This window comes from Lysinibacillus odysseyi 34hs-1 = NBRC 100172 (assembly GCF_001591965.1).
GTDB lineage: Bacteria > Bacillota > Bacilli > Bacillales_A > Planococcaceae > Lysinibacillus_B > Lysinibacillus_B odysseyi.
In genome coordinates this window covers 1-21,874 of sequence record NZ_BCVX01000012.1, presented here as the reverse complement: position 1 = coordinate 21,874, position 21,874 = coordinate 1, and the positions used below count along the sequence as shown (strand labels likewise).

The following is a 21,874-nucleotide window of genomic DNA, read 5'->3' as shown; positions in this document are numbered from 1 at the left end:
AAGGAGGTGCCACCCATAATGAAACTTCATGAGTTAAAACCAGCAGAAGGCTCACGTAAAGAACGTAACCGTGTTGGTCGTGGTATCGGTTCTGGTAACGGTAAAACTGCAGGTAAAGGTCATAAAGGTCAAAACGCTCGTTCAGGCGGCGGCGTTCGCCCAGGATTTGAGGGGGGTCAAAACCCACTTTTCCGTCGTTTACCGAAACGCGGCTTTACGAACATCAACCGTAAAGAATACGCTATCGTTAACCTTGACGCACTTAACCGTTTCGAAGATGGTGCAGAAGTAACACCTGCATTATTGTTAGAAACAGGTGTAGTGAGCAACGAGAAAGCTGGCATTAAAGTTTTAGGTAACGGAACTTTAAATGTTAAGCTTACTGTGAAAGCTCACAAGTTCTCAGCTTCTGCTAAAGAAGCAATCGAGAACGCTGGCGGAACAACTGAGGTGATCTAATGTTTCAGACGATCTCTAACTTTATGCGCGTTCGAGATATACGAAATAAAATCATCTTTACTCTTTTAATGTTAATCGTTTTTCGTATCGGGACTTTCATCCCGGTACCAAACGTTAATGCAGATGTATTAAAGGCAACTGACGAGTTTAACCTTGTCGGCTTCCTGAATACATTTGGCGGTGGTGCACTGGCAAACTTCTCGATCTTTGCGATGGGAATTATGCCGTACATTACAGCTTCAATCATTGTTCAGCTGTTGCAAATGGACGTTGTACCGAAATTTGCAGAATGGGCTAAGCAAGGTGAAGTGGGCCGGCGCAAACTCGCTCAATTCACACGTTACTTTACGATTTTACTAGCGTTTATTCAGTCATTTGCCATGTCATTTGGGTTTAACCAATTCTATGGCGGATCATTGATTACTAATACTAGTATGGGATCTTATTTAACAATTGCGATTGTCTTAACTGCAGGTACATCATTTTTACTTTGGTTAGCTGAGCAAATTACTGCACATGGTGTTGGTAATGGTATTTCTATCATTATCTTCGCTGGTATCGTCGCGGCGATTCCTAATGCAGTCAACCAAGTGTATGCACAACAAATTGAAGGTGCAAAAGATCAGTTATTCATTAACATTGTGATTCTAGCCCTTTTAGTGTTAGTGCTGCTAGCTATTGTTGTTGGTGTTATTTACGTACAACAGGCTTTGCGTAAAATCCCGATTCAATATGCAAAACGAGTTGCCGGTCGTGGCCAGGCAGTCGGTGGACAACAAACGCACTTACCGTTAAAAGTAAATGCTGCAGGGGTTATTCCGGTAATCTTTTCAGTAGCGTTCCTTGTAACACCTCAAACGCTTGCTACATTCTTTGGCCAAAATAGTGTAACAACTTGGATTACAAACAATCTGAATTATACGCAACCAATTGGTATGGCGATTTACATTATTTTGATCATTGCATTCACATATTTCTATGCATTCGTTCAGGTGAATCCAGAAAATGTGGCTGACAACTTGAAAAAACAAGGTGCATACATTCCGGGGATCCGTCCTGGGAATGATACGCAAACTTATTTAACAAGAGTACTTTATCGTTTGACTTTTGTAGGTGCACTATTCCTTGTTGCCATTGCTGTTGTACCGATCCTCTTTACAAACTTTATGAACCTCCCTGCTTCCGTGCGGATTGGCGGTACAAGTTTGATTATCGTAGTCGGTGTAGCGCTAGAGACAATGAAACAATTAGAATCGCAGCTAGTAAAACGTCATTATAAAGGCTTTATGAAATAATGCAGGTTTAGGGAAACATTCAAGTTTCCTTAATCCACTGCTGAGATAGATAAGTGTTGAGGGGAGAAATTACGTATGAATATCGTTTTAATGGGTCTACCGGGTGCTGGTAAAGGTACTCAGGCAGAGAAAATTGTTGAGAAGTACGCAATCCCTCATATTTCTACAGGTGATATGTTCCGTGCAGCGATCAAAGAAGGTACTGAGCTGGGTCTGAAAGCGAAAGCGTTTATGGATGAAGGGAAATTAGTTCCTGATGAAGTAACGATCGGTATCGTGCGCGAACGACTTAGCCAGCCAGACTGCGAAAAAGGATTCTTATTAGATGGGTTCCCACGTACAGTTCCTCAAGCTGAGGCTTTAGACAGCATCCTTGAAGAGCTTGACCGTCCGGTAGAGCACACAATCAACATCGAAGTTGAAAAAGAAGAATTAATCGCACGTTTAAGTGGTCGTCGTATTTGTAAAACTTGCGGTGCTTCTTATCACTTAATTTTCAATCCACCAGCTGTGGAAGGGAAATGTGATAAAGACGGCGGAGAGCTTTACACTCGTGCAGATGATAATCCTGAAACGGTAACAAACCGTCTGGAAGTAAATATGAATCAAGCACAGCCTTTGCTTGATTTCTACCAAGCTAAAGGTGTTTTAACGAATATTGATGGACAGCAGGATATTGATAAAGTATTCGCTGATCTTGACGCTCTATTACAGGGCATCCGCAGCTGATACCTGACCGGGCGCGAGAATAGCTTCCGTCGGATATTGTGCGGAGGCAACAGAGAACGAATTTTTTGAGAGTTGCAAAAGCATATTGTGCCCGGTATATACTTTTATGGACGATTTTGAGCGCTACGGTGTGATGACACTTCGGAAAAAAGGTATAATGGGTTTCGTGGAAGCATCTGTGTAAACGGGTGGGTAGACCATCCGGAGACATCCGGCTATCGTGTTAACATGAGGAATACAGCTTTCCTTAACGGGTTCTGTACATTCCGTGGATTGTGTGAAGCGAAACCAGACGAGCGTCTTTCGAACATCTCTCATACAATCCAAACATATGTTGAGACGTATTGCTTCTTCTAGAAAAGAACAATTGCTTTGGTTCTCAAGGGAATCAAAAATTGCATATAGAAGGGAGTTAAGGGTTGATGGCGAAAGACGATGTAATTGAAGTCGAAGGAACAGTTGTTGAGACTTTGCCAAACGCGATGTTTAAGGTAGAATTAGAAAATGGGCACACTGTGCTCGCACACGTTTCTGGAAAGATTCGTATGCACTTTATCCGTATCCTACCGGGAGATAAGGTTACTATCGAGTTATCTCCTTATGATTTAACTCGCGGTCGTATCACATACCGTTTTAAATAATCTTTTGCACTCCGGACTATTAAGGAGGTTAGGTTAGATGAAAGTGAGACCATCTGTGAAACCGATCTGCGAAAAATGTAAAGTAATTCGCCGACGCGGTAAAGTAATGGTAATCTGTGAAAATCCTAAACACAAACAAAAACAAGGTTAATTTTAAGGAGGTGCACACGTAGATGGCACGTATTGCTGGTGTTGACATTCCTCGCGACAAACGCGTGGTAATTTCATTAACTTACATTTACGGTATTGGTAAAACTACATCTCAAAAAGTATTAGCGGCAGCTGGTATTGACGAAAATATCCGTGTACGCGATCTTACTGAAGATCAATTAAACCAAATCCGTGAACAATTAGATTCATACAAAACTGAAGGTGACCTACGCCGTGAAGTTTCTTTAAACATCAAACGTTTAATGGAAATCGCTTCATTCCGTGGTATCCGTCACCGTCGTGGTTTACCAGTTCGTGGTCAAAATACGAAGAACAATGCGCGTACGCGTAAAGGTCCTCGTAAGACTGTAGCGAACAAGAAAAAATAATTAAGTAAAGGAGGTTCCTTCTTATCATGGCTCGTAAACAACAAACTCGTAAACGTCGTGTGAAAAAGAATATCGAATCTGGTATTGCACACATCCGTTCTACATTCAACAATACAATCGTAACGATTACAGATATGCAAGGTAACGCTGTTTCTTGGTCTTCAGCTGGTGCTCTTGGTTTCCGTGGTTCACGTAAATCAACTCCATTCGCTGCTCAAATGGCTGCAGAAACTGCTGCGAAAGCATCCCTTGAACATGGTCTGAAAACGTTGGAAGTAACTGTTAAAGGTCCTGGTGCAGGTCGTGAAGCTGCAATCCGTGCGCTTCAAGCTGCTGGTTTAGAAGTAACTGCTATTAAAGATGTTACTCCAGTTCCTCATAATGGTTGCCGTCCGCCAAAACGTCGTCGCGTGTAATGGGTGCAGCTTAAGGGGATACCTTTAAGTACATCATTTCTTGTGCAAAGGCTTGTGCAATTTTAAACGGTCAATCTAGATCGACAACTATGATGGTATGAACCTATACATTCGATGTTTTGAAGGAGGGTAAATTGAATGATCGAAATTGAAAAACCAAAGATTGAGACGATCAGCGATGATGCCAAGTATGGCAAGTTTGTTGTAGAACCGCTTGAACGCGGATATGGAAACACTTTGGGTAATTCACTACGTCGTATCCTTCTGTCTTCACTACCAGGGGCGGCTGTAACATCAATCCAAATTGATGGCGTATTACACGAATTCTCAACAGTAGAAGGCGTTGTAGAAGATGTTGCTTCTATCATCTTAAACGTGAAAAAGCTTGCTTTAAAAATCTACTCTGATGAAGAGAAAGTGATTGAAATCGATGTGAAGGGTGAAGGCGTAGTTACAGCTGCGGACATCACACATGACAGCGATGTAGAAATTTTAAATCCAGATCTATATATTGCAACAATCGCTAAAAACGGTCACCTACGCATGCGTATGTATGCACAAAGAGGCCGTGGTTACACTCCTGCTGATCAAAACAAACGTGAGGATCTTCCTATCGGCGTGATCCCGATCGACTCTATTTACACTCCAGTTTCACGCGTCAACTTCCAAGTAGAGAACACTCGCGTTGGACAAAACTCTGACTACGATAAGTTATCACTTGATGTGTGGACAGATGGAAGCATCGGTCCAAAAGAGGCGATTTCGCTTGGAGCGAAAATCTTAACAGAGCATTTAAACATCTTTGTAGGCATGACGAACGAGGCACAAACTGCTGAAATCATGGTCGAAAAAGAAGAAGATCAAAAAGAAAAAGTTCTAGAGATGACTATCGAGGAACTGGACCTTTCTGTTCGCTCTTACAACTGCTTAAAGCGCGCTGGTATCAACACGGTATTAGAGCTTGCTAATAAGTCAGAAGACGATATGATGAAAGTTCGTAACCTTGGCCGTAAGTCTTTAGAAGAAGTTAAGGCGAAGTTAGAAGAGCTTGGTTTAGGATTACGTAAAGAAGACTAAGCGACATTTACAATATATAAGCTAGATCAGATATTTATAAAGGAGGGAAACATCCATGGGTTACAGAAAACTTGGCCGTACAAGTTCTCAACGTAAAGCGATGTTACGTGACTTAGCTACTGACTTAATCATCAACGAGCGCATCGAAACAACTGAAGCTCGCGCGAAGGAAGTTCGTAAAGCTGTTGAAAAAATGATTACTTTAGGTAAACGCGGAGATTTACATGCTCGTCGTCAAGCGGCTGCATTCATCCGTCGTGAGCTAGTAACAAAAACTGATGAAGAAGGTAACGAAACAACTTCATTCGCACTTCAAAAGTTATTTGATGAGGTTGCTCCACGTTACGCTGAGCGTCAAGGTGGTTACACTCGCATCCTTAAAGTAGGTCCTCGTCGTGGAGACGGCGCACCTGTAGTTGTGATTGAATTAGTTTAATCTTAACTTAAGGTTTGGGGGGTGCCTAGTTCACCTGTTGAACGGCACTCCTTTTTTAATAAGGTGCGTTTTAGCACTTTTATTTCAAGATTTATACGACAATAATTAAGCTGAGCGTTATGATGAGCGGGCCAACTGGCGGCGTCTCGTCTAGCTCTCGCACCTCATTCATACGAACAAGCGGAAATGAGCAGCCGTGCGTTCAACCTAATGTAGTGAAAAGCGCATTTCTCTGAATGGGGTGCGCGCTTTTTTATTCTTATAAAAAGTGCAGCTTTATACATATGTGGAAATAAAGTACGTTTTGCTAAACGTGCTTTATTTTTATATATGTCACTTGTTTATTCAAAAGGGTGGCGCTAACAGATAAAACAGTGTAATTTTAGTAGGAGAGCAGAGAATTGAGGAGCGGAGAATATGACAGAAATTTTATCATTCAATCAAGTTACATTTTCATATACCCCAGAAGTTCCAGAAGTAAGAAATGCTGTAGAGGACGTGACATTTACCGTAAATGAGGGAGAATGGGTCGCCATTGTCGGACATAATGGTTCGGGAAAGTCTACACTTGCTAAATTGATGAGCGGGCTTCTGTTTCCTAATAATGGGGAAGTACGCATTATGCGTGACGTATTAACGGAAGAAAACCTATGGGAGATGCGCTCTCATATCGGTATGGTCTTTCAAAATCCCGATAATCAATTTGTAGGAGCTACTGTGCAGGATGATGTAGCTTTTTCCCTTGAAAATAATGGAGTTCCCTATAAAGAAATGGTAGAGCGAGTCCATCAATCTTTGCAACAGGTAAAGATGGAGAAATTCCTCGATCATGAGCCGCACCACTTATCAGGCGGACAGAAACAACGGGTGGCAATCGCCGGGGCATTGGCGATGCAGCCGAAGATTTTGATTTTAGATGAAGCAACATCTATGCTTGACCCATTAGGGCGTGAGGAAGTACTGCAGACAGTACAGTCTCTGCGGGAGAAAACAGGTTTGACTGTTCTCTCAATTACCCATGATTTAGAAGAAGCCATGCTTGCAGATCATGTTTTGTTTATGAATGAGGGAAAAAAATACGCTGAGGGCACTCCAGAGAAAATATTCGCACTTGGGGACAAGCTTGTAGACCTGGGACTTGATTTACCATTTGCGATGAAGATGACGAAACTGCTGCAAGCACAGGGCGTACAACTGGTAGGACAACATATTACGGAAGAAGAGCTGGTGAATGACTTATGGACATCAAACTTCAACAAGTAAGCTATGCATATGCAAAGGGCACTCCGTTTGAGAAGTATGCATTATTCGATGTAAATGTAGCGATTACTTCAGGCACATACCAGGCAATTATCGGACATACGGGGTCCGGAAAGTCGACTATTTTGCAGCATTTTAATGGGCTGCTGAAACCATCGAAAGGCCAGGTACATATAGGGGATCGTATAATAGAGGCAGACAAGAAAGCGAAGGAGCTGAAGCCGATCCGGCAAAAGGTAGGCATCGTTTTTCAATTTCCCGAGCATCAGCTATTTGAGGAAACGGTTTTAAAAGATATCATGTTCGGTCCGATGAATTTTGGTATTCCAAAAGAAGAGGCAGAACGGCGTGCACGCGAGCTTGTACAGCTTGTCGGGCTGCCGGAAGAAGTGCTTGAAAAGTCGCCGTTTGACTTATCAGGCGGTCAGATGCGCCGGGTAGCGATTGCTGGTGTGCTTGCGATGGAACCGGAAGTACTTGTCCTTGATGAGCCAACTGCTGGACTTGACCCCCGTGGCCAAAAGGAAATTATGGACATGTTTTATACGCTGCACAAGGAGCGCGGGCTGACGACCATTTTGGTGACACACAGCATGGAAGATGCAGCGCGTTATGCGGATGAAATCGTTATTATGCATGAGGGACGCAGCGTGATGACAGGGACGCCAAGAGAGTTGTTTAATGATACCGAAGCACTGAAGCAATATCGGCTCGAATTGCCGAGAATCGTTAAATTTCAGCGACGCATAGAGAAAATGTTGGGGATAAAGCTGCCAAAAGTGTGCTTAACAGAAGAAGAACTAGCGGCAGAGGTTGCGCTTGTTGTAAAGGGGCGTGAACAGACATGATGGAAAAAATGATCTTTGGGCGCTATATCCCGGGAGACTCCTTTGTCCACCGTCTGGACCCACGCTCAAAACTGCTATTCGTCTTCGCATTTATCGTTATTGTATTTTTAGCGAATAACACGATTACATATGTGTTGCTGCTTGCTTTTACAATCGGTGTTATTTTATTGAGCCGCATTAGACTGTATTTTCTTATTAACGGTTTAAAGCCCGTGATCTTCCTTATGATTTTCACCTTCCTGATCCATATTCTCTTTACTCGGGAAGGGACGGTTCTTATTGATTGGGGCTTCCTGAAGGTTTATGAGGAAGGTTTGAAGCAAGGGATCTTTATCTCCATTCGTTTTCTTGTGCTCGTTTTTATGACATCTGTATTAACACTGACAACATCGCCTATTTCGATTACGGATGGGGTTGAGACATTGCTGGGCCCTTTCAAAAAAGTGAAGTTGCCGGTTCATGAGCTGGCGCTTATGATGTCTATTTCCTTGCGATTCATCCCGACATTAATGGATGAAACAGATAAAATTATGAAGGCGCAAATGGCAAGGGGTTCAGATTTAAGCGCAGGTTCCCTGAAAGATCGCCTGAAAGCAGTTGTGCCGCTTCTTGTGCCGCTATTTGTCAGCGCATTTAAGCGCGCTGAGGATTTGGCAACAGCAATGGAAGTAAGAGGCTATCGCGGTGGTGAGGGGCGTACGCGCTATCGTCAATTAAAATGGGATGTAAGCGATACACTGGCGATTGCTTCTCTTGTTGTAATGGCCGTATTGCTAGTGTATTTCCGTAATTAGAGGTGTTTTATGAGAAGATTAAAAGCAATCATCAGTTATGACGGTACTAATTTTGCAGGCTATCAGGTACAGCCAGGCGAGCGTACAGTACAGCTGGAGCTTGAAAAGGTGCTCTCGATCATGCATAAGGGAGAGCCGGTTAAAGTGACGGCAAGTGGACGTACAGACGCGCGCGTGCATGCAACAGGCCAAACCATTCATTTTGACACGCGGCTTATGATTCCGTGCGAAAAATATATGAAGGCTTTGAACGTGCAATTGCCTCGTGATATCCGGGTACTGTCCGTAGAAGAAGTGCCGGACGATTTCCATGCGCGGTATAGTGTAAGCGGCAAGCGGTACCGCTATATTTGGAGCTGTGAACCGATCCAAAGCCCGTTCCGACGTCATTATACAGTGGAAACGAATGGTACTAAGCCAGACATAGGGGCAATGCAGGAGGCGGCCAAGAGTATTATTGGGACACATGATTTCTCCTGTTTCTGTGCGGCAAATACCAGCGTGGTAGATAAGGTACGCACTGTTACAAAGATTGAACTTGTATGGCATGGGGAAGAGCTGCATATGACCATCGAAGGGAATGGCTTTTTATATAATATGGTCCGTATTATTGCGGGGACGCTCTGGGAAGTTGGTACAGGGAAAAGAGAGGCAGAGAGTCTAGCGAAGATTATAGAGAGCAAAGATAGGAATAAAGCGGGAAAAACCGCACCAGCACACGGTTTATACCTTGAAAAGGTCTACTATGAGCTCTAGTACAACTTCTCCAGGTGTTTAATTAAATCTCTTGACTTATAATCTGATTCGTTATAAGATGATGTATGGTATTTTCATTACCACCACAAATAAGCCCCGAAACTTATAGTGTAGACTAATGAAAAATAACGGTAATTACTATCGATTAGGAGGATATATTCATGCGTACAACATTCATGGCTAAAGGCCACGAAGTAGAGCGTAAATGGTTAGTAGTTGACGCAGAAGGCCAAACTCTTGGACGTTTAGCTTCTGAAGTAGCTGCAATCTTACGCGGTAAACATAAACCAACTTTCACACCAAACGTTGACACAGGTGATCACGTAATCATCATCAACGCTGACAAAATCCATTTAACTGGTAACAAACTTGAAGGTAAAATCTACTACCGTCACACTCAATTCGCTGGTGGTTTAAAACAACGTACAGCTGGCGAAATGAAAGAGAAATACCCAACTCAAATGATCGAGTTAGCAGTTAAAGGTATGCTTCCTAAAAACTCTTTAGGACGCAAAATGTTCGGTAAACTTAACGTTTACGCTGGAGCAGAGCACCCACACGCTGCACAAAAACCAGAAGCTTACGAGCTACGTGGATAATTAAAATAATAGGAGGATATTACCTTGGCACAAGTTCAATATATCGGCACAGGTCGTCGTAAAAGCTCAACTGCTCGTGTACGTCTAGTACCAGGCGAAGGCAAAATCGTAATCAACAACCGTGAAATCGGTGATTACTTACCATATGAAACTTTACACCTAATCATCAACCAACCATTAGTAGCAACTGAAACTAAAGGTTCTTACGATGTACACGTTAACGTAAACGGCGGTGGCTTCACAGGTCAAGCTGGTGCAATCCGTCACGGTATCGCTCGTGCATTACTACAAGTTGACCCTGACTTCCGTCCAGCTTTAAAAGCTGCAGGTCTACTTACTCGTGATGCTCGTATGAAAGAGCGTAAAAAACCAGGTCTACGCGGCGCTCGTCGTGCACCTCAGTTCTCAAAACGTTAATCAATTCTTTATTGCATCAACGTTTTCAAAAGTTATTTGGTTCAGGCTGGTCCAAATCAGCTGCAGCCTCATAAAGAACTTAACAGATTTAAAGCATCAGCATCTTGCTGGTGCTTTTTTGTTATTAATTCCGAATAATGTCGTTATACAGGTTGGATGATTATATGGTAAATCCGAGTTTAAAATCCTCAAGTAATTAAAATTTGCTTCCTCGTATTATTGAGGTTTCAAATAGGGCGAAGTGTCTCTCCTGCCAATTCGTACACCTCAGTAAAAATACATGCTCGCTTCATCAGTTTTTACATAATAGTTGTATACTAATGCAGGCTTTCTCTACTCAGGGTAAAAACTTGATTTTATGTGTGATGAAGCTATTTATGCAAAATAGCCATCCATCTGAAAGTATTTTCACATGGACGGCTATTCATCGTATACAAGAAGGGTACTGTTTTTCATATTTCAGTTTTACGTTTTTTTATTTAAAAGTGGACCGTCAACTAATATTAATACGAATATTTTTAAGTTATGAAGGGTCGTTCTTTGTTAGCGAGCTAGATAGATTATAGTAACATTCCCTGTTAAAATACACTACGCACTAATCCCCCATCTATCCGTAACGCGGCTCCATTAATGGCAGAGGATAGGGGGCTGCTTAAGAATGTCACTAGATGGGCAATCTCTTCAGGGCGGATAAGTCTTTGAATAATGGAAGTTGGCCGGTTTTCAGTCATAAATCGCTTTTCAGCTTCTTCCATTGTCAATGTCTCATTAGGGTAAAGGCTATTTAACATCGTCTCCACCCCTTCTGTTAAAGTAGAGCCGGGCATAACCGTATTGACTGTTACATTTGTTCCTTTAGTCAGCTCAGCTAAACTGCGGGAGAGCGAAAGTTGCATCGTTTTCGTCGCACTATAATGAGCCATTTCCAGAGATGGCATAACCGCAGCCTCACTGGCGATAAAGATAACCCTACCCTCTTTTTTCTGGATCATTTGTTTTAGGTACCACCGTGTAAGTCGAACACCACTCATAATGTTGGTTTCAAAAAACTTAAACCACTCCTCATCAGAAATATCAAAATACTCGACAGGCTCAAAAATCCCCAAGTTGTTAATCAGTATGTCTACTTCGGTATACTTCTGCATAACCTTTTGGCACCCTTGTTCTGTTCCTAAATCAGCTACTGCTGACTGAAGGGCGGCATCAGGATAATTTGCTTGGATTTCTTTTATAGTTTGATTCACTTTTTCTTCACGGCGTCCATTGATCAGAACAGTGGCGCCTTCTGCCACCAATGACATGGCAATTGCTTTTCCGATACCTGACGTAGATCCAGTAACTAGTGCCGTTTTTCCTTTTAAATTCAGTTGCATGCAGATCCCTCCCTAACTTTACGTTTTAGACAAGCCTATATAGAAGTAAATATTCGCATTTAATAGTATGGATCACTCCTCTTACTTTAAACACTAAGGGGGCAACCGGTTAGTCAGAATGATGTAAATGAAAAAATACGATTATATCATTCAGTGTTCCTGATAAAAACCCCGTCTCTCTTTTTGGGATAGACGAATATGATGTTCTACTTAATGGATCATTGGTTTAATGTCAGCGTCTTTAAATATGTTTCGTATGCCGTTACTATAGATTCATACTCTAAATCTGTATACTAAACCTGAGAAGTAACAATTTGTATATGCGAGATAAAATACTTGCTAATAAAGTATGGGATAGGTAAAAATAAAATTCAATAAGCTTATAAAATCTATGTATTTGCCTGAAAGGTCTATCCAAATTACCTGTGTTTCTAAATGGGAAAAAGGGAAAAATAAAAATGGGGTGTTAAAGTTGAAAAGAATATATTTGGGTGCCGCTCTAGGGTTCAGTGTTATTCTGGCAGCATGTGAAGAGCAGCCGGTAGCTGAAAAAGAAATACCACAGAAGCAGACAGAGCAAGAGACGAAACCACAAAAGAATGACCAGGAAGAGGAAAAAGTGCCGTCGCTTACCGAACAGTTACAGAAACGTTTATCTGAATGGAAGCTTGAGCTTCCTTCATGGACAGCTGAAAATAGCGGACATATAGGCGCAGCGGTTAGGGAAGAAAAAGACTCGGTGGAAATTCAGTTTTATGAAACGGAAGAACCGATGCTTCTTAATGACCCAGCACTTGCCAATGCCACGAAAACGGCATTATTAACAATTCAGCGTTTCTCCTCTGCTGCAACAGCAAATGAGCAAATTGCATTTGAGCAATATGATAAAGTAGGAGGCACACCTGTAGATCTCGGATATGGCATCACGGGATATCAAGATGCTGGTGCAGGTTCGTTGTTCACAAGTTGGAATGAAGGGCGATGGGCAATCATTGCCCGGACGAAAACCGATACTCCAAAAGAGGGAGAGCAGCTGGCACGGCAGACTGTTTCTTATTTAGAAGAGCATACTTTGCCGATTCCTTATGAACATGGCTCCTTGCATGTCGATGTCGATGAACAGGGGAGTTTTATAAAGTGGCAGAAAAAAGAGCTCGTGTATGGATTAACAGCTGGCACGAATGCGGAGCTTTTAGAGTGGGCAACCTTATTTAAATAGAAAACAGCTTCATCAACTGGAGGGGAGCCATGAAAGAGAAGTGGAAAATAGGGGTTGTCATCTTAACAGCTTTTTTGATGCTTGCCGCCTGTAAAGATGAAAGTGGAGAAAATGCTGCCGATGATAAAACAATCCAAGAGGGAACAAGTACGAATCAAGCACAAATGAATACTTCTACAAGCGGAGAACTGCCGGAAGGTCTGAGAGAGGCGGAAGATCCGACGTTCCCTACCGGCAGTATTGTAACAATAAGTGCTGAGCATACAAATGGCACAAAAGCGGTAGAAGGGACAGTAGCAGGTGCTTATGATACAGCTGCTTATATCGTTTCATATGAACCTACAAATGGTGGAGAACGGGTAGAGAATTATAAATGGGTCATACACGAGGAGATCCAAGGGGCAGGTGCTGATTTATTTGCACGTGGCGAGAAGGTCGTATTAAATGCGTCACATATGACAGGTATGCATGGGGCAAATGCCTATATTGAAGCTGTTGAAGAAACGACTGTCTATATGGTTAACTATATTTCGACGACTGGAGAAAAGGTAACAAACCATAAATGGGTTGTGGAAGAAGAGTTCTTACAAAATAACTAAGTGATTAAGTCACCCAAGCAAGAGTGGGTGGCTTATTTTGTGTGCCACAGCCGGTGCCTGCAAAAGAAGGCTGACAAGCAGTAAAGAGTGCTACTTTTTATTACATAGAGCATAATTAGATGGCAGAAATACAGAAAGTCCTTTTACGTATTTAGCAAAAGAATTGTGCTGTTGTATACTTTTGTATACAATTAGTGTCGAGAGGTGATAAGCAATGGATAAAGAGCAAGGACATAAGTTGAAAGAAACCGGCCATAAACCAGGAAGGCGTGGAAGGAGCGGGGCCCAAACCTTCAGACGTGGAAGAGCGCTGGCCTTCTATCAACAATTGGTCATTAGGCGGGAGACATTAAAAGTACAGCTGGAATGCTCCGAATTACATTCAATCCATCAGGTGATAGCTGGTGAGTTAAAGGCAACAGAGATGATCATGAATGATTTTAAGGCTGCTTTTGAACTAGCAGAAATGACTGAAGAAAAGACGAAAGAGTAAAAGGTATATGGAAATGCTATAAGAAAAATCTGATGGCGAGAGATATAAAAACAAAATGGTCGTTTAAATAGGAAGAGAGGTACATAGATGCAGGCAGTAGGAAAATTGATTAACTATCTGAAGCCGTATAAAGCATTTGCCATTATTGCCCCGTTGATGATGCTGTTTGAGGTATCGATGGATTTGATCCAGCCGACAATATTGCAGATGATTATCGATAACGGAATTGCAGAAAATGATACACCTTACATTATCCGGATGTTTGGAACAATGATTGGGGCTGCTGTACTAGGCTTGATTGGCGGAGTCGGCTGCTCCATTTATGCGTCAAGAGCAGCGGTCAATTTTGCAACAGATGTACGACATGATTTATATAAGACAATTATGTATTTTTCAACGAGCAGTAAAGATGAATTTACGCTTGGTAAGCTTATTACAAATTTAACGAGTGATATTGAGATGTTGCAGCGGGCCTTAACAATGCTGCTGAAAGTGTTTGTCAGGGGACCGATGATGTTTATCGGAGCAGTAGTCATGGTGTGGTTTACAGCCCGCGAACTTTTTTCTATTTTACTTGTCGTTATCCCGATTTTGGCATTTTGCGTCTACTTTTTTACGATGCTGTCAGGAAAGCTCTTCCACAAGGTACAGAAGGTAGTCGATCAGGTAAATACAAAGGTGCAGGAGAACTTGGCGGGTATTCGTGTTATTAAGGCATATAACCGGAAGCAACATCAAATTGACCAATTTACAGATGTTAATACTCAGCTGATGAAGCGCAATATTACAGCTGACCAAATCGTAGGGATTTTAGCACCGCTTTCCATGTTCGTCATTAATTTAGGGATTGTGGCGGCGCTTTGGATAGGTGCCATTAAAGTAGAAGGAGGAACGTTGGAAATTGGCGCCATCCTTGCTTTTACAAACTATTTAATGATGGTAATGAACGGCTTGATGAGTTCTTCAATGGTGCTTGTCCAGCTTGCCCGTGCTATTCCAAGTGCTGAGCGGATAGTTACGGTGCTGGAAGAACAGACGGATATAGTAAGTCCGAAGCATGCGGCTGAGCATTCTATTCGAGGAGATATTACATTTGAGAATGTGAGCTTTTCTTATATTAAAGGAGCAGAACCCGTTTTAAAACACGTCTCTTTTTCGGCAAAAGCCGGGGAAACGGTTGGTATTATCGGGATGACAGGAAACGGGAAATCTACATTAGTAAAGATGATTCCGCGTTTATTTGATCCTGATGAAGGGGTGATAAAAATTGACGGTATCCCTCTGCAGCAATACGACTTGCAGCAGCTCCGTGAATCAATCGGATTTGCACCTCAGAAGGCGACTCTTTTTTCAAAGACCATCGCTGAAAATATCCGCTATGGAGATGAAGATGCAACAGAAAAGCAAATAGCAGAAAGCTTGCTTGCTGCCTGTGCGATGGAGTTTGTTGAGAAGCTTCCGGCATGGACCGAACATCAGTTGACACAAGGCGCCACAAACTTATCAGGTGGTCAAAAGCAGCGATTGGCTATGGCCCGTGCCTTTGTCCGAAAGCCCCCCATTCTTGTGCTCGATGATGTAACAAGTGCAGTTGACAGCATTTCTGAAAAGAAAATTCAACAAGCGATTAAGATACAATTTGCGGCTTCTACAAAGTTGGTCGTTTCTTCAAAGATTTCTTCTATCCGGGATGCTGATCTTATCCTTGTAATGGATGACGGGCGGATTGCAGCGGCAGGGACGCATGAACAGTTATTGAAAACAAGCAGCCTTTATCAAGAAATAGCTGCAACACAGGCAGAAAAAGGAGGGACGTTAAGTGAGTAAATCATCAACAGGGGGGCCACCGCTGCCAATGCGGCATCCAGGAGGGAGATTCACGGGGCCAGTCGTCAAGCCGAAAAACCAGAAGGAGACATTATTGCGCATCTGGCATTATATGCGCCAGCAGAAGCTTGGCATGATTTCTGCGGTGGTTTTTGTTATTGTATCGTCACTGCTCAGCTTGGTCGGCCCGTATTTAATTGGTGTCATTACCGATGATTATATTTTAAAGCTGGACGTAGGCGGTGCTATCCGCATGGCTGTTTTATTAGCCATTGTCTATACGATCTATTCCTTGCTTACGTGGCTGCAATCCTTTGTCATGGTCAGGGTGGCCCAAAAGACGATACGAAAATTGCGCCAGGAGCTGTTCGAAAAGCTTCAATCCTTGCCGCTTGCATTCTTTGATAAGCGCCAGCAAGGGGATTTAATGAGCCGTATGACAAATGATATCGATAATTTAAATGCTGCCCTGTCCCAAAGCGTCGTACAAATTATGTCTTCGCTTTTAATGATTATTGGGACGGCCTTCGCTCTCTTTTATTTAAACTGGCTGCTGGCTCTTGTCACACTCACTGTTATTCCATTAATCGTGTGGGCGACAAAGCAAATTATTAAGCGAAGCAGCGTGAATTTTGTGGCGCGGCAGCGGGATCTTGGAAGATTGAACGGTTATATAGAAGAGACTATTTCAAACTCGGCTATTACTACTCTGTTCGGTAAAGAGAAGCAAACTTTGGAGGAATTTACGGAGTCAAACGAGCTTCTCCGATCCTCTGCTATGCGGGCTGATATTATTTCAGGATTTATGGGTCCGATTAATAACTTTATGAATAATCTCGGTATGGGGTTAGTCATCGGGGTGGGGGCAGTCATGGCCGTCCATGGTTATGTCACTATTGGGGTGATTGCCGCTGTCGTTACCTATACACGCCAATTCTTCCGTCCGATTAATCAACTTTCAAACTTGCTTAATACATTTCAATCAGCCATTGCCGGATCTGAACGAGTATTTGAAATATTAGATGAAAAAGAGGAAGTAGCAGATCAGCCGGGAGCAAAAGAAAAAGAACGCTTCCGTGGAGATGTGGAATTTGAAAAGGTAGTATTTGAATATGAAAAAGGAAAACCAATTTTAAAAGGCATTGGTTTTACGGCGCATGCTGGCGAAACAGTAGCCATTGTTGGACCTACTGGTTCTGGGAAGACGACCATTATCCAGCTTCTTACACGTTTTTATGAAACGACAGCTGGGCGTATCCTGTTAGACGGTCATCCGATTACTGATTATTCAATGACGAATGTCCGTGATCATGTCGGTGTAGTGCTGCAAGATACGTATTTATTTTCAGGTACTGTCCGTGAAAATATTCGGTTCGGGAAGCTGGATGCAACAGATGAAGAGGTGGAGAAGGCAGCAAAGATTGCCTATGCTCATAACTTTATTAAATACTTGCCCCAGCAATACGATACAATGCTGAGTTCCGGAGGGATGAATTTAAGTCAGGGACAACGTCAGCTTATTGCGATTGCCCGTGCCATTTTAGAGGATCCTGATATTCTGATCCTTGATGAGGCAACATCGAGTGTTGATACGATGACGGAAGTTCATATCCAAAAAGGGCTCAATAATTTAATGAGAGGGCGCACAAGTTTTGTGATTGCCCACCGCCTGAAAACGATAGAAAATGCAGATGCCATTCTTGTTGTAAAGGATGGAGAAATATTAGAATCAGGAAACCATGACACGCTGATGAAAAAGGGCGGCTTCTACGCAACTTTACAAAACAATCTAGCGCTGGAATAATGCATAGACTCGCTCTCCTCGACGTATAGTGTGGAAAGGAGAGTGGGACATGTGCGACGTTGGTTGGCATTATTTGTACTGCTATGTACATGCATGATCGTTGTTGTCTATGAGACAAGCGCATCGAATAGAAGTTATTTTTTACCCGAACCGTTAGGGGGGGTAACGATTGTGCTTGATGCAGGACACGGCGGCATAGATGGCGGTGCATCACAAGGTGATGTGATTGAAAAGGAAATTACACTGGCAATTACGGAAAAACTGGAGCGGCAATTGAAACGCCTAGGTGCCGAAGTGATCATGACACGCACGACAGACGGCGATGTCATTAGTGAGCATAAACCGGATATGGAATTTTCATCGAATCGAGAGCGTAAAAAAGAGGATATATTTACGCGGCAGGCGATTGTAGCGGAGAAAAAGCCGGATATGTTCATTACCGTTCATGCTAACGCCATCCCGGATAGTAAATGGCGTGGCGCTCAAGTGTTTTACCATAAAACAGGACATGAACAGAGCCAACATTTGGCAAAGTCCATTCAGGCATCAATTAAAGATGATTTGGGCAATACTCAAAGGGAAGCACTAGCAATTGAACGGGTATATTTACTGAAGAAGACAGAAGTGCCGGCAGTTTTAGTAGAGACAGGCTTTATCAGCAATCCAGAGGAGCGTGCACTGCTCGCTGATAAAAACTATCAGGATAAGATGGCGATTGCTATTGCACGGGGAGTAGAAGACTATTTCGCTCTTGCATACCAGTGAAGCAACTCATAACACTACTATAAGCTGTGTGTGATATACTAGCAATGGACATAAAATATGGGGGAGTGTATGAATTTGATGAACGAACAACAAGTCCGAGAACTATTAGGCCAATTAGAAGATCCTTTTTTACATAGAACCTTAGAGCAAACAGGCGGAATTATTAACGTATCAATTAAAGAAGAAAAACAATTTGTTAGTGTAAAAATCGCCATTGCAAAAACAAATACACCTGAGCAAATGACACTTCAAATGAAGATTGTTGAATTGTTAAAAGAAAACGGCGCAGCTTCTGTAGGTATCCGTTTTGAGGAGCTGGCTCCAGAAGTATTGGATTCATTCCGTGGACAGGCAACAGAAGCAGAAGCACAAGATATTTTATCACCATTATCAAAAGTACAATTCATTGCCATTGCTTCCGGTAAAGGCGGTGTAGGGAAATCAACAGTTTCTGTCAATATGGCAGTAGCGCTTTCACGCCTTGGTAAAAAAGTCGGCTTAATTGATGCAGATATCTACGGCTTCAGCGTACCTGATATGATGGGGATTCAAGAAATGCCGGTTGTAAAGAATGACCGCATTTATCCTGTAGAACGTATGGGTGTAAAAGTCATCTCCATGGGCTTCTTTGTAGAGAACAATGCACCGATTGTATGGCGTGGACCAATGCTTGGCAAAGTATTAGACCAATTCTTCCGTGATGTAGAATGGGGAGATTTAGATTACCTGTTATTAGATTTACCGCCAGGTACAGGGGATGTAGCGCTTGATCTTCACCAAATGCTGCCTGCTTCTAAGGAAATTGTCGTAACAACTCCGCATCCAACAGCTGCATTTGTAGCGGCGCGTGCAGGGGCAATGGCCTTACAGACAAACCATGAGATTCTCGGGGTAGTAGAAAATATGGCTTGGTTCCAGTCTAAGCTGACAGGTGAGCGGGAGTATGTTTTCGGCCGTGGTGGTGGTCCGAAGCTTGCAGAAGAGCTACGTACAGACCTGCTCGGACAAGTTCCACTTGGCCAGCCGGACTGGGAAGATGAGGACTTTGCTCCTTCTGTTTATGCAGAAAATCATCCAACAGGAAAGCTATATCTAGAAATGGCGCAAAAAGTTATTGATCAATTAGCGAAATAATAAGTGGAAGCAACTTATTAAAAGGAAGCTTCTTATACAGGAAAAGGGCTGTCCAGAAGCATATATCTTCTGGACAGCCCTGTTTTTCTTGTTAAACAGCTACTGAGAAGCAAAGACCACAGTGCACATGGAGCTCTTCAAAATGAAGTCCTTTCTATTGGCCGCCTCCACCGCCGCCACTGCTGCCACCACCAGATTTGCCTTCCTCAGATTTTCCGCCGCCTTCTTCTTCTTTAGCATCTGTAGCTTTTCCGCTTTTTCGAATAAGCTCTTCCCATTTTGTTTGTAATAATGGGTTTTCAATTGTCTCCATTGCCACTTCCTCCATTTGTTTACGGAGGGCTGACCCTTTAAGGATGGATTCGAATTGTTTTTGCATGTCCGGTTGGTCAAAAAACTTAGTTAACTTTTCCTGATAGTCAGCATCTGCCATGAGACCTTTCATTATGTCTTCCTGCTGATCCCTCATACTTTTGGCAAGTGTTTCCTTGAACTTAGGATCTTCAAATGTTTTCTTCCAAAAATCCTCTGCATCCTTTGAAAGCAGGGTCGTCTTCATTGCTGTTTCTACATCATCATGCTGGAGTACGACAAGGTCACGAAAGCTCTGGTCTGTTAAAAGATCCCGTACCGCCTTTTTCCCATCCTCTGTTTGAAGTGCATCCACCATAATTTTTTTTATTTCGTCGTATGAAAGCGTCGAGGTTTTCTCATCATTATTACAACCAGTGAGCAGAACAGCAAAACCTAAAACGATTAAAAGTCGCCGCATAAGTTCATCCCTTTCCACATAGGCTCTTTCAATTATTGTTCACAATTCCGTGTATTCTATGTATCCAATCGTATCTCCATTAGCTTTTTTATAAAACGATTGTTAAAATAAGGAGTGGAGATTAAAAAATGGGGGACAATTTGTTGTGACGATACGGAATTGGATTAAATTTTTTGTAATGACAATGCTTATAGGCGGCGGAGTCACAGCAGTGGCTAGTCTTTTTATACGTTGGGATTTCTTCCAGCCCTATCTAGTAGCGGGTAATTTTGTTGAATTTATTGCGGCATTAGCCTGGATGGTACTTTTAGGATTTACGATGAGCGTAATTGCGCAAGCTGGTTTTTTTGCTTATTTGACACTTCATCAGGTCGGGGTAGGCATATTTAAGACACTGACATTATGGAATTGGGTACAGATGTTGCTCATTCTTGTTGTTCTTTTGGATTTAATTATTTTCCGTTTTGCACCAGACGCCAACAGTGCCGGAGACTGGGCATTCTATATTGGACTATTACTTGTCCTAGTAGGTGCGGCGATTGCTACAGCTATTAAAAAGGTGAAAATGACAGGCAAAAAGCATGTATTGATTTCTGCCGTGTTTTTTATGATTGTTATTACTTCTTTGGAATGGATTATTGCACTTATGGGACGACAGGATAATATTAATGTATATGTTGCACTTTTATTATTCCCTCTTTTAGCGACTAATGCATATCAATTGTTAATGTTACCGAAATACAACGAAAAGTCGGAACAAGACCGTAAAAGACTGGAAGAACGTCGTAAGGAACGAAAACAGGCCGCACAGCAGCCATAAAAGAACCCGGCTATGGAGCCGGGTTCTTTTATGGTGATTTTTTTGTTTTAATAGAATAACCAAATAGACTTTCTTCTATAGAAATAAATTGATATTTTTTCATCCAATTAGAAAGTGCTGTGAAATCGACTTTGTTTTCTTTATAGAGTGGCAATGAAAGAATATCCCCTTTCTCTATTTTTTTTGGAAAGCTATTATTTTGGATTATTAAAGAGGGAGCAAGCATATTAATCTGTTCGTTAAATAATCTTTGCCTTAATTTATCAGTATATGTGTAACCTTGAGGCATGTACCAAAGCGGCTTTTGCTTAAATGCCTGCTCATAGACAGCAATCTCCTGCTGAATAGTATCAAAGGAACTACCAAGTAAACCGGTTGCACGCTGTTTAGATTTCAATGCTTCTACTAAATGATCGGCTCGTTTTAATAAAGCTGGATCTACTAGGAAGAGGATATTACGGCTTTGCTCGGAATTGATGAAATCTAGGAGTCCATCGTGTTCAAAATGTAACTCTACTAAAAAAACATGTCCATTATGACCTTTTGCTACTACATTAGGTTCTTCCGTCATTAAAAAAACGGGTAACTGCTTGTTTGTGTAAGAGTAATAAACAGCAAAAAGAATAGTAGATAAACCTAGTAATATCAATGCTTTTCTCATTTTTTGCATACTCCTTTTTTGAGGGCTTTGTAGAGAAAAATATGGTTTCTCAAAAAAACTTATGAAATAGGGTTGACGGATATGATTAATCGGTGCTATTATAAGTAAGTCGCCAAGAGATGACGCGGCATTTTAATAAAA

General features: G+C 42.2%; 26 protein-coding genes and 1 pseudogene. 24 read left to right on the top strand and 3 right to left on the bottom strand.

The window, feature by feature from the left end:
* Positions 1-18 precede the first annotated feature (18 nt).
* The 16 genes and pseudogenes from rplO (at position 19) to rpsI (ending at position 10,266) form a co-directional block, all read left to right on the top strand.
* A complete protein-coding gene (gene rplO / locus BOD01S_RS17800) occupies positions 19-459 on the top strand; it encodes a 50S ribosomal protein L15 (RefSeq protein ID WP_036151926.1) in 441 nt (146 codons plus the stop codon).
* Positions 459-1,754: a preprotein translocase subunit SecY gene (gene secY, locus BOD01S_RS17795; protein WP_036151923.1), complete on the top strand. Its 1,296-nt coding sequence runs from the start codon at positions 459-461 to the stop codon at positions 1,752-1,754. Before rplO ends, secY begins: the two co-directional genes overlap by 1 nt.
* Before the next feature lie 75 nt (positions 1,755-1,829).
* Positions 1,830-2,483 (top strand): adenylate kinase, encoded by a 654-nt coding sequence (locus BOD01S_RS17790; protein WP_036151920.1) that lies wholly within the window; start codon positions 1,830-1,832, stop codon positions 2,481-2,483.
* Between the two features lie 270 nt (positions 2,484-2,753).
* Positions 2,754-2,834 (top strand): annotated as a pseudogene (locus BOD01S_RS23055) (type I methionyl aminopeptidase); the annotation flags it as partial.
* 71 nt (positions 2,835-2,905) lie between these two features.
* On the top strand, positions 2,906-3,124 hold the full coding sequence (infA, locus tag BOD01S_RS17785) for a translation initiation factor IF-1 (protein ID WP_016839390.1): 219 nt from the start codon (positions 2,906-2,908) through the stop codon (positions 3,122-3,124).
* Positions 3,125-3,161: 37 nt separating this feature from the next.
* A complete protein-coding gene (gene rpmJ / locus BOD01S_RS17780) occupies positions 3,162-3,275 on the top strand; it encodes a 50S ribosomal protein L36 (protein WP_000868344.1) in 114 nt (37 codons plus the stop codon).
* 22 nt (positions 3,276-3,297) lie between these two features.
* Complete coding sequence (rpsM, locus tag BOD01S_RS17775) at positions 3,298-3,663, top strand: 30S ribosomal protein S13 (RefSeq protein WP_036151914.1); 366 nt, start codon at positions 3,298-3,300, stop codon at positions 3,661-3,663.
* Positions 3,664-3,689: 26 nt separating this feature from the next.
* Positions 3,690-4,079, top strand: coding sequence for a 30S ribosomal protein S11 (rpsK, locus tag BOD01S_RS17770; protein ID WP_036151912.1), 390 nt, complete (start codon positions 3,690-3,692; stop codon positions 4,077-4,079).
* A 138-nt stretch (positions 4,080-4,217) separates the two neighbouring features.
* Positions 4,218-5,156 carry a DNA-directed RNA polymerase subunit alpha gene (locus tag BOD01S_RS17765; RefSeq protein WP_036151910.1) on the top strand — a complete coding sequence of 313 codons (939 nt, stop codon included), beginning with the start codon at positions 4,218-4,220 and terminating at the stop codon, positions 5,154-5,156.
* Positions 5,157-5,211: 55 nt separating this feature from the next.
* Positions 5,212-5,592 (top strand): 50S ribosomal protein L17, encoded by a 381-nt coding sequence (gene rplQ, locus BOD01S_RS17760; RefSeq protein ID WP_036151908.1) that lies wholly within the window; start codon positions 5,212-5,214, stop codon positions 5,590-5,592.
* 417 nt (positions 5,593-6,009) lie between these two features.
* The gene (locus tag BOD01S_RS17755) at positions 6,010-6,855 is read left to right on the top strand and encodes an energy-coupling factor ABC transporter ATP-binding protein (protein ID WP_036151906.1); all 846 of its coding nucleotides are present in this window, start codon (positions 6,010-6,012) and stop codon (positions 6,853-6,855) included.
* Positions 6,831-7,700 (top strand): energy-coupling factor ABC transporter ATP-binding protein, encoded by an 870-nt coding sequence (locus BOD01S_RS17750; protein ID WP_036151903.1) that lies wholly within the window; start codon positions 6,831-6,833, stop codon positions 7,698-7,700. Before BOD01S_RS17755 ends, BOD01S_RS17750 begins: the two co-directional genes overlap by 25 nt.
* A complete protein-coding gene (locus BOD01S_RS17745; protein ID WP_036151901.1) occupies positions 7,697-8,494 on the top strand; it encodes an energy-coupling factor transporter transmembrane component T family protein in 798 nt (265 codons plus the stop codon). The genes BOD01S_RS17750 and BOD01S_RS17745 overlap by 4 nt, the downstream gene beginning before the upstream one ends.
* Before the next feature lie 9 nt (positions 8,495-8,503).
* Positions 8,504-9,250, top strand: a complete 747-nt coding sequence (truA, locus tag BOD01S_RS17740; protein WP_036151900.1) for a tRNA pseudouridine(38-40) synthase TruA — start codon at positions 8,504-8,506, stop codon at positions 9,248-9,250.
* Between the two features lie 161 nt (positions 9,251-9,411).
* Complete coding sequence (gene rplM / locus BOD01S_RS17735) at positions 9,412-9,849, top strand: 50S ribosomal protein L13 (protein ID WP_036151899.1); 438 nt, start codon at positions 9,412-9,414, stop codon at positions 9,847-9,849.
* Between the two features lie 24 nt (positions 9,850-9,873).
* Positions 9,874-10,266 (top strand): 30S ribosomal protein S9, encoded by a 393-nt coding sequence (gene rpsI / locus BOD01S_RS17730; RefSeq protein WP_036151898.1) that lies wholly within the window; start codon positions 9,874-9,876, stop codon positions 10,264-10,266.
* A 578-nt stretch (positions 10,267-10,844) separates the two neighbouring features.
* On the opposite strand, the gene BOD01S_RS17725 is transcribed toward rpsI, so the two are convergent.
* The gene (locus tag BOD01S_RS17725) at positions 10,845-11,639 is read right to left on the bottom strand and encodes an SDR family NAD(P)-dependent oxidoreductase (protein WP_036151890.1); all 795 of its coding nucleotides are present in this window, start codon (positions 11,637-11,639) and stop codon (positions 10,845-10,847) included.
* A 472-nt stretch (positions 11,640-12,111) separates the two neighbouring features.
* Here BOD01S_RS17725 and BOD01S_RS23415 point away from each other — a divergent pair, with 472 nt between their 5' ends.
* The 7 genes from BOD01S_RS23415 to BOD01S_RS17690 all read left to right on the top strand — a co-directional run bounded on the left by BOD01S_RS23415 (position 12,112) and on the right by BOD01S_RS17690 (position 19,480).
* Positions 12,112-12,858 (top strand): hypothetical protein, encoded by a 747-nt coding sequence (locus tag BOD01S_RS23415; protein ID WP_052124728.1) that lies wholly within the window; start codon positions 12,112-12,114, stop codon positions 12,856-12,858.
* Positions 12,859-12,887: 29 nt separating this feature from the next.
* Positions 12,888-13,457, top strand: coding sequence for a YdhK family protein (locus BOD01S_RS17715; RefSeq protein WP_036151887.1), 570 nt, complete (start codon positions 12,888-12,890; stop codon positions 13,455-13,457).
* A gap of 214 nt (positions 13,458-13,671) precedes the next feature.
* Positions 13,672-13,950 carry a hypothetical protein gene (locus BOD01S_RS17710; RefSeq protein ID WP_052124727.1) on the top strand — a complete coding sequence of 93 codons (279 nt, stop codon included), beginning with the start codon at positions 13,672-13,674 and terminating at the stop codon, positions 13,948-13,950.
* Positions 13,951-14,037: 87 nt separating this feature from the next.
* A complete protein-coding gene (locus BOD01S_RS17705) occupies positions 14,038-15,777 on the top strand; it encodes an ABC transporter ATP-binding protein (protein WP_063180371.1) in 1,740 nt (579 codons plus the stop codon).
* A 28-nt stretch (positions 15,778-15,805) separates the two neighbouring features.
* The gene (locus tag BOD01S_RS17700) at positions 15,806-17,581 is read left to right on the top strand and encodes an ABC transporter ATP-binding protein (RefSeq protein ID WP_036150168.1); all 1,776 of its coding nucleotides are present in this window, start codon (positions 15,806-15,808) and stop codon (positions 17,579-17,581) included.
* A 51-nt stretch (positions 17,582-17,632) separates the two neighbouring features.
* A complete protein-coding gene (locus tag BOD01S_RS17695) occupies positions 17,633-18,346 on the top strand; it encodes an N-acetylmuramoyl-L-alanine amidase (RefSeq protein WP_036150164.1) in 714 nt (237 codons plus the stop codon).
* Between the two features lie 75 nt (positions 18,347-18,421).
* A complete protein-coding gene (locus BOD01S_RS17690) occupies positions 18,422-19,480 on the top strand; it encodes an Mrp/NBP35 family ATP-binding protein (RefSeq protein WP_081977842.1) in 1,059 nt (352 codons plus the stop codon).
* A gap of 154 nt (positions 19,481-19,634) precedes the next feature.
* On the opposite strand, the gene gerD is transcribed toward BOD01S_RS17690, so the two are convergent.
* Positions 19,635-20,252 carry a spore germination lipoprotein GerD gene (gene gerD, locus BOD01S_RS17685; RefSeq protein WP_036150162.1) on the bottom strand — a complete coding sequence of 206 codons (618 nt, stop codon included), beginning with the start codon at positions 20,250-20,252 and terminating at the stop codon, positions 19,635-19,637.
* A gap of 145 nt (positions 20,253-20,397) precedes the next feature.
* Between gerD and BOD01S_RS17680 the strand changes: the two genes are divergently transcribed.
* Positions 20,398-21,072, top strand: a complete 675-nt coding sequence (locus tag BOD01S_RS17680; RefSeq protein WP_036150160.1) for a KinB-signaling pathway activation protein — start codon at positions 20,398-20,400, stop codon at positions 21,070-21,072.
* A gap of 28 nt (positions 21,073-21,100) precedes the next feature.
* On the opposite strand, the gene BOD01S_RS17675 is transcribed toward BOD01S_RS17680, so the two are convergent.
* Complete coding sequence (locus BOD01S_RS17675) at positions 21,101-21,733, bottom strand: hypothetical protein (protein ID WP_036150159.1); 633 nt, start codon at positions 21,731-21,733, stop codon at positions 21,101-21,103.
* Between the last annotated feature and the right edge of the window lie 141 nt (positions 21,734-21,874).

Excerpts from the sequence above, each read along its gene's own strand:
- BOD01S_RS17745 (WP_036151901.1), top strand. The coding sequence starts at position 7,697 with ATGATGGAAAAAATGATCTTTGGGCGCTATATCCCGGGAGACTCCTTT.
- BOD01S_RS17710 (WP_052124727.1), top strand. The coding sequence starts at position 13,672 with ATGGATAAAGAGCAAGGACATAAGTTGAAAGAAACCGGCCATAAACCA.
- BOD01S_RS17755 (WP_036151906.1), top strand. The coding sequence starts at position 6,010 with ATGACAGAAATTTTATCATTCAATCAAGTTACATTTTCATATACCCCA.
- rplM (WP_036151899.1), top strand. The coding sequence starts at position 9,412 with ATGCGTACAACATTCATGGCTAAAGGCCACGAAGTAGAGCGTAAATGG.
- rpmJ (WP_000868344.1), top strand. The coding sequence starts at position 3,162 with ATGAAAGTGAGACCATCTGTGAAACCGATCTGCGAAAAATGTAAAGTA.
- BOD01S_RS17700 (WP_036150168.1), top strand. The coding sequence starts at position 15,806 with ATGCGGCATCCAGGAGGGAGATTCACGGGGCCAGTCGTCAAGCCGAAA.
- BOD01S_RS17715 (WP_036151887.1), top strand. The coding sequence starts at position 12,888 with ATGAAAGAGAAGTGGAAAATAGGGGTTGTCATCTTAACAGCTTTTTTG.
- BOD01S_RS17705 (WP_063180371.1), top strand. The coding sequence starts at position 14,038 with ATGCAGGCAGTAGGAAAATTGATTAACTATCTGAAGCCGTATAAAGCA.
- truA (WP_036151900.1), top strand. The coding sequence starts at position 8,504 with ATGAGAAGATTAAAAGCAATCATCAGTTATGACGGTACTAATTTTGCA.
- BOD01S_RS17765 (WP_036151910.1), top strand. The coding sequence starts at position 4,218 with ATGATCGAAATTGAAAAACCAAAGATTGAGACGATCAGCGATGATGCC.
- BOD01S_RS17725 (WP_036151890.1), bottom strand. The coding sequence starts at position 11,639 with ATGCAACTGAATTTAAAAGGAAAAACGGCACTAGTTACTGGATCTACG.
- infA (WP_016839390.1), top strand. The coding sequence starts at position 2,906 with ATGGCGAAAGACGATGTAATTGAAGTCGAAGGAACAGTTGTTGAGACT.
- BOD01S_RS17790 (WP_036151920.1), top strand. The coding sequence starts at position 1,830 with ATGAATATCGTTTTAATGGGTCTACCGGGTGCTGGTAAAGGTACTCAG.
- BOD01S_RS17750 (WP_036151903.1), top strand. The coding sequence starts at position 6,831 with ATGGACATCAAACTTCAACAAGTAAGCTATGCATATGCAAAGGGCACT.
- rplO (WP_036151926.1), top strand. The coding sequence starts at position 19 with ATGAAACTTCATGAGTTAAAACCAGCAGAAGGCTCACGTAAAGAACGT.
- BOD01S_RS17675 (WP_036150159.1), bottom strand. The coding sequence starts at position 21,733 with ATGAGAAAAGCATTGATATTACTAGGTTTATCTACTATTCTTTTTGCT.
- rpsM (WP_036151914.1), top strand. The coding sequence starts at position 3,298 with ATGGCACGTATTGCTGGTGTTGACATTCCTCGCGACAAACGCGTGGTA.
- secY (WP_036151923.1), top strand. The coding sequence starts at position 459 with ATGTTTCAGACGATCTCTAACTTTATGCGCGTTCGAGATATACGAAAT.
- rplQ (WP_036151908.1), top strand. The coding sequence starts at position 5,212 with ATGGGTTACAGAAAACTTGGCCGTACAAGTTCTCAACGTAAAGCGATG.
- gerD (WP_036150162.1), bottom strand. The coding sequence starts at position 20,252 with ATGCGGCGACTTTTAATCGTTTTAGGTTTTGCTGTTCTGCTCACTGGT.
- rpsK (WP_036151912.1), top strand. The coding sequence starts at position 3,690 with ATGGCTCGTAAACAACAAACTCGTAAACGTCGTGTGAAAAAGAATATC.